Origin of the sequence: Streptomyces griseus (assembly GCF_900460065.1) — a bacterium.
Classification (GTDB): Bacteria; Actinomycetota; Actinomycetes; order Streptomycetales; family Streptomycetaceae; genus Streptomyces; species Streptomyces griseus.
Genome location: NZ_UAVD01000037.1, coordinates 147,793 through 154,342, shown reverse-complemented (window position 1 = coordinate 154,342; position 6,550 = coordinate 147,793). Strand labels below are relative to the sequence as shown.

General features: G+C 76.3%; 4 protein-coding genes. All 4 read right to left on the bottom strand.

Annotated features, from left to right (window positions below):
* Positions 1 to 789, bottom strand: a 789-nt coding sequence (gene tdh / locus DTB53_RS27115; protein WP_112416015.1) for an L-threonine 3-dehydrogenase, incomplete at its 3' end; no start/stop codon positions are given.
* Positions 790 to 1,134: 345 nt separating this feature from the next.
* Positions 1,135 to 3,366 (bottom strand): bifunctional serine/threonine-protein kinase/ABC transporter substrate-binding protein, encoded by a 2,232-nt coding sequence (locus tag DTB53_RS27110; RefSeq protein WP_012378536.1) that lies wholly within the window; start codon positions 3,364 to 3,366, stop codon positions 1,135 to 1,137.
* Position 3,367: 1 nt separating this feature from the next.
* On the bottom strand, positions 3,368 to 5,566 hold the full coding sequence (locus tag DTB53_RS27105; protein ID WP_012378537.1) for a bifunctional serine/threonine-protein kinase/ABC transporter substrate-binding protein: 2,199 nt from the start codon (positions 5,564 to 5,566) through the stop codon (positions 3,368 to 3,370).
* 9 nt (positions 5,567 to 5,575) lie between these two features.
* Complete coding sequence (locus tag DTB53_RS27100) at positions 5,576 to 6,352, bottom strand: hypothetical protein (RefSeq protein ID WP_012378538.1); 777 nt, start codon at positions 6,350 to 6,352, stop codon at positions 5,576 to 5,578.
* Positions 6,353 to 6,550 lie beyond the last annotated feature (198 nt).

Below are 6,550 nucleotides of genomic sequence, written 5' to 3'. Positions count from 1 at the left end.
GCCGAGCATGGCGATCCGGCCGCCGTGCGTCATGTTCGCGACCATCTCGCGCATCGCCTCGGGGCGGCCGGACATCTCCAGGCCGATGTCGAAGCCCTCGCGCAGGCCGAGTTCCCGCTGCCCGTCGGCGATGGTCCGGTCCGCGACGTTCAGGGCGAGGCTGACGCCGACCTTGCGGGCGAGGGCGAGGCGGGCCTCGCTGACGTCGGTGATGACGACGTTGCGGGCGCCGGCGTGCCTGGCGACGGCGGCGGCCATGATGCCGATCGGGCCCGCGCCGGTGATCAGGACGTCCTCGCCGACCAGCGGGAAGGACAGCGCGGTGTGCACGGCGTTGCCGAACGGGTCGAAGATCGCCGCGATGTCGAGGTCGACGGGGACCCGGTGCACCCACACGTTGGAGGCGGGCAGGACCACGTACTCCGCGAACGCGCCGTCCCGGCCGACGCCGAGGCCGACGGTGGAGCGGCAGAGGTGGCGGCGGCCGGCGAGACAGTTGCGGCACTTGCCGCAGACGAGGTGGCCCTCGCCGCTGACCAGGTCGCCGGTGGCGATGTCCGCGACGTCGGAGCCGATCGCGGCGACCTCGCCGACGAACTCGTGGCCGAGGATCAGCGGGGTGGTGACCGCCTGCTGGGCCCAGCCGTCGTAGGCGCGGATGTGCAGGTCGGTGCCGCAGATACCGGTGCGCAGGACCTTGATCAGGACGTCGGTGGGGCCGTACTCCGGCTCCGGCACGTCCATCAGCCACAGTCCGGGTTCGGCCTTCTGCTTGACGAGTGCCTTCACGGCTGTGGCTCCCTGACGTCGGTACGCGAGTGGATACCCCGGGCCTCGGGGCATGTCGGAAGTACCCTGCGGCCCGGGGTGGTTTTCGGGTGGTCGCCCCCGTGGCGGGGACGCGGAAGGACGGGACGGGACGGAGCTCGTCGTACGCCTCCGCGGCGGACGACTCCACGACGTACGGCCGCACGTCGCGGGGCTCCACGCGCCATCCTCGGCCGTCACGGAGCAATCTGCCGTACGACGGGGCCCGGGTCCATCGAGGATTTCTTAAGCACGGCCGCAGAAGATCTTCACGCCTGGCCGTGGCTTCACCGACCGCTGCCGCCTCGGGTGCCCCCGCGACGGCGCTCAGACGTCGCCGAACGGGCCCAGGAAGCGGGGGCGGCCCTTCTCGATCCGGTAGAGGAAGATCCCGTCCGGGATGCGCACGCGGCGGGTCGAGGCGTCGAAGGCGAGGGTGCGCACGATCCCCCGGTGCTCGGACCGCACGAGCCGCCGGGCGATGCCGCTGCGCACCTCCCCCGAGGCGCTCGTGGTCCCGGCGGCGCGGGCGATCAGGCCGACCGCGTCGTACGCCTCGGCGGCCCAGGTGTCCGGAGGCACGCCGAAGCGTTCGCGGTGCGCGGAGGTGAACGTCCTGGCTGACGGGAGGGCCGTGGGGTCGGCGTACGCCTCGGCGAAGACCCAGCCGTCGGCGGCGGCGCCCGCGCCCGCGAGGAAGGCGGGCCCGAGGGCCGGTCCGGCGGCGACCCTGCTGCCGGTGAAACCCTCGCCGGCCAGCGCGGCGGCCAGGCGGGCGGCCCGGGAGGCCTCGCCACCGCCGAGCACCACGGCGTCGGCCCCGCTGGTCACCGCCTTGCGGGCGACCGCGCCGAAGCCGGCGTTCCCCCGGACGAGGGGGTGTTCGAGGAGGGTCGCGCCGGCGGGGACGGCATCGCGGAACGCGCCTCCGGTCTCCTTCGCGGACACGGGGTCGGCGGCGTCCTCGACGAGCAGGATGCGGGTCGCGGGGCGAGTGCGGGTCAGGTACCCGATGAGCCCGGTCGCGAGCACGTCGTCGAAGGGGCGGGTCACGCAGAGGTGGAGGCCGGTGCCCGACTCGGCGGTGGTGGAGCCGGCCGCGACGACGACGATGGCGAGCCGCTCCGTCTCGTACCGCTGGACGAGGTCCTCGCGCAGCAGCCTTCCGGTGGGGCCGACGACCGCGATGACCCCGGGGTCCGCCGCCAGCCGCGCGGCCGTCCGCAGCGCCTTCGCCGGATCCCCCGCGTCGTCCTCGGCGCGCAGGGCGAGCCGGAACGCCGCGTCCGGACGGGCGTTGTGGTCGGTGACGGCGAGCTGGGCGCCGCGCCGGTGGGCCAGTCCGGTGGCCCGGCCGGGGCCGCCGAGGTCGGCGTGGAGTCCGATCGTGTACGTGAGCGGCTCGCCGGAGCCGGCCGAGGGGCCGCCCGCCCCCTCGCCTCTCCCCCGCAGGGCGATCCAGGTCGCGGTGGAACCGCCGGCGAGGAGGACGGCTCCGGCCGCCCCGGCGGTGAGCAACCGCCGCCGGGCGGGCCCCGAGGCGGTGCCCTCCCCGGCCGGGCCGAGCGTGGCGGGCAGCGGTTCGGGGTCCGGCAGCGCGAGGACGGCGGCGGACCGTTCGGCGATCAGTGCGGGAAGCCCGGCGGGCGGCTGCCACAGGTCGGGGGCGGGGGGCGTACGGGGGTGTTCGCGCGGGTCCGGGGCGCCGCGTCGGCCCGGGTACTCCCTCGGGTCCCGCACCCGGCCGGGGCCGCCCGGGGCCTCCGCCGCCAGGGCGTCCCGGACCCGGCTCGCGGCGGGCCGGGCGGCGGGGTCCTTGGCCAGGCAGGCGGTGATCAGGGGCAACAGGCCGGACTCCACGCCCGCGAGGTCCGGCTCCTCGTGGATCGTGCGGTAGAGGGCGCCCGCCCCGCCGCCCGCACCGAACGGCGGTCGCCCGGTCGCCGCGTACCCGAGGACGCAGCCGAGCGAGAACACGTCGCCCGGCGGGCCCGGCAGGCCGGCCGACGCCTGCTCGGGGGCCAGATAGCCGGGCGTTCCGATCACCGCGCCGGTGGTGGTCAGGGCGGTGGCGCCCTCGTGGCGGGCGATCCCGAAGTCGATGAGGCGGGGGCCGTCGAGGGCGAGGAGCACATTGCCGGGTTTGACGTCGCGGTGGACCAGTCCCGCCTCGTGGACCGCCATGAGGGCTTCGGCGAGCCGGCTCCCGAGCGCCCTGACGGTGGCCGTGGGCAGCGCCCCGCCGGCGCCCACCACCTCGGCGAGCGAGGGCCCGGCGACGAACGCGGTCGCCAGCCACGGCTCGCGGCCCCCGGTGTCCGCGCCGAGCACCGGAACCACCCAGGGGCCGGTGATCCGGGCCGCGGCCTCGGCCTCGCGCCGGAAGCGGGCCCGGAACCCGGGATCGTCGGCGTGCTCGGCCCGGATGACCTTGACGGCGGCGAGCGCGCCGCCCGCCGAGCGCGCCAGGTAGACCACGCCCATGCCGCCCGCGCCGAGCCGGGCGAGGGTCCGGTACGGGCCGACGGCGCGGGGGTCCTGCGAGGTGAGGGGCCGCACGTCAGCCCTTGGGCTTCGGGGCCGGGCCGAGATAGCGGTAGCGGCCCTTCTCCACCCGGTACAGGCGGGCGTCCTGGCCGACGAGTTGCTGGCGTTCCTTGTCGAACGCGTAGGTGCGGGCGATCCCCTCGTAGCGGACGCCGGCGATCGCGGCGGTCAGCGCGGAACGGGTAGGCCGGCCGTCGCCGGAGGGCGCGGCGCCCGCCGTCGCCCCGTCGGCGCTCGCCGTCGCCTTCCTGGCGGCGTCGGTGAGGGCGGCGAGCTCGCGGGCGACGAGTCCCGTGACGTCGTACGCCTCGGCCGACCAGGCGGCGGGGGCGGCGCCGAAGCGTTTGCGGTGGGCGGCGGCGAACGTCGCGGCTCCCGGGGCGCCCGCGTCGGTGAACGGTGCGACGAACTCCCAGCCTTCGGCCGCCGCGCCCGCCTGTTCCAGGAACTGCGCTCCCATGACGGTGAGCTGGGCCATGCGCGGTCCGGTGAAGGAGAGCCCGGCCAGGATCCGGGCGACCCGGGCGGCGCCGGCCACGTCGCCGGCGTAGAAGACGGCGTCGCTCCGGTGGGAGAGGAGGTCGGCGACGACCGGGTCGAAGACGGTCGTCCCGGCGGGCACCACCCGGGGGTGGGTGGTGCCGGTGGTGAGTTGGGGCGTCATCAGGTTGACGGTGTAGCCCGCCTGGTAGGCGGACTGCCCGCCGGACCGGTCGATCAGGATGCCCAGCCGCTCGACGTCGGGGCGCAGCAGCAGGCGGTGGACGACGGGGAAGGAGAGCTCGGCGTAGGAGGGCGAGGCCTGGAAGAAGGCGCCGTTGGCCCGCTCGGGGAAGGCCATCAGGAGGGCCGACACCGTCAGGACCGGCAGCACCGCCTCGTCGTACGCGGCCAGTGCCGCCCCGGCGGTCTCGTCGCCCGTGGGGCCGATGACCGCGACGACCTCCGGGTCGCGGGCGAACTCCTCGGCGACCAGGACGGAGCGGGCGGGGTCGCCCTGGTCGTCGAGGACTTTCACGGCGAGGCGGAAGGGCTGGGCGTCGAGGGCGTTGAAGCGGTCGACGGCGAGCCGGGCGCCGCGTTCCTGGGCACGGCCCGCGGCGCTCAGGGGGCCGGTGAGGTCGGCGTGCACCCCGATGATCAGGCGGCGTCCGCCGGGAGTTCCGTCCCCGCCGGCTTCGGGTTCGTCGCGGGTGAGGCGGGCGGCGGCGAAGGCGCCGGCCCCGAGGGCCACCGCGCCGCCGGCCGCGAGCAGCAGGAACCGCCTCCGGTCCGGGGCCGGTTGCGGCGGAGCGGGCTCCTCGGTGACGGTGGCCTCGACGTCGGGCAGGGCCAGCAGGGCGTCCGCCCGGTCCGCGATGATCCGCACGACGTCCTCGGGCAGCCAGTCGACGGTGGCCCCGGCGGGGGCGTCCTCGGCGAGCAGGGGGTCGAGGCCGGCGGCGGCCGGACGCTCGCCGGGCTCCTTGGCGAGGCACCGCTCCAGCAGCGCGCGCAGTCCGGGGTCATCGACACCTTCGAGGTCGGGGGCGTCGTGGACGGTGCGGTAGAGGACGGCGTCGACCGCGCCGCCGCCGAAGGGCGGCCGGCCGGTGGCCGCGTACGCCAGGAGGCAGCCGAGCGAGAAGACGTCCCCGGCGGGCCCGGCGGTGTTCCCGGAGGCCTGCTCGGGAGGGAGGAAGCCGGGGGTGCCGACGACGAGTCCGGTGGCGGTCAGGGCGGTGGCGTCGGCGGCGCGGGCGATCCCGAAGTCGATCAGCCGGGGGCCGCCGGCCGTCAGCAGGACGTTGCCCGGCTTGACGTCGCGGTGGACGAGCCCGGCGGTGTGGACGGCGGCGAGGGCGCGGGCGAGCAGCCGGCCGAGGACGGTGACGCTGCGCACGGGCAGCGGGCCGCGCCGGGCGACGACGTCGGAGAGTGTCGGTCCGGGCACGAACTCCGTCGCGAGCCAGGGGCGTTCGCCCTCGGTGTCGGCTGCGGTGACGGAGACGGCCCACGGGCTGTCGACCCGGCGGGCGGCCTCGGCCTCGCGGCGGAAACGGGTCCGGAACTCCTCGTCCCCGGCGTGCTCGGGCAGGATCACCTTGATCGCGGCGAGCGCTCCGGCGTCGGTGCGTCCGAGGTAGACGACGCCCATGCCGCCCGCGCCGAGGCGGCCGAGGAGCCGGTGGCCGCCGATCCGGGCGGGGTCGGTGGGTCGCAGGTCGTCCATCGCCCGGCCTCAGCTCTGCTTCTCGACGGCGGATTCCAGCCGGGCCAGCATGGTGCCCTGCGCGTGGACGACGAGGGCGTCGATCTCCCGCTCGGTGCGCCCCTTCGCCCCCTTTCCGGTCACGGCCACGGTGAACTGAAGGGTCTGCGCCTGCTGCCAGAAGTAGTGGTGCGGTCCGCCGAGCTCGGCGCTCCGGTACTCCCCCAGCTCGCTGAGGGAGTCCTCGGAGGTGGTCTGCGTGGCCTCGCCGCCGAGGAGCGCCCCGGCGATCATGGAGCCGATCTGTTCGCCCTCGCGCAACTGCTGGGTGGGGCAGCGCATGCTCTCCTCGATCGACTCCGCCATCTCCCAGGTCGCGTCGGAGCGGGTGCGGTGCACGGTGACGACGGCGCCGAGGCGCACCGGTCCCTTCCCCCCCTCGGCGGGGACCTCGAACGACCGGGTGAGGGTGGCCAGGACGCTGGGCGCGGGCTTTCGCTGCTGCCAGACGCAGTCCTCGCCGAGGACGGGCCAGGTCGCGGGGTCGCTCTCGTAGGGGCTCCGCTTCACCACCCCGGGGCCGAAGCTGTCGGGGCCGGCGATGACGCGGTCGATGAGGTCGCGTGCCTCGGCCCGGGTCTTCGGGAGCCGGGCGGGGTCGGGGACGAGCGCCTCCTCGGGCGACGGCCCGGTACCGGTGCCGCCGCCGGGGTCCGGGCTTGCGCTCGCGCTCGTCGAAGCGTCGCGTTCCCCCGCCTTCCCCGGGTCGTCCGGCGCGCCGGAGCAGCCGGCGAGCAGCACGGTCACCAGGGTCAGGGGCAGCGCGTACCGGACCCCTCCCCGGGCGGGTTTCGGAAGGAGCGCCGTCCGCCCTGAGGGCGGACTCGGCGGCGTCCGGTGCGTGCGATCGCACGGCGGAGGGCCGCCCCGATACTGGTTGTACCGGGGTGATCCCGACAACGCGGCGAGCGTGCGTGCCGGACGCCGCCGAGAAGGCGGGACTTC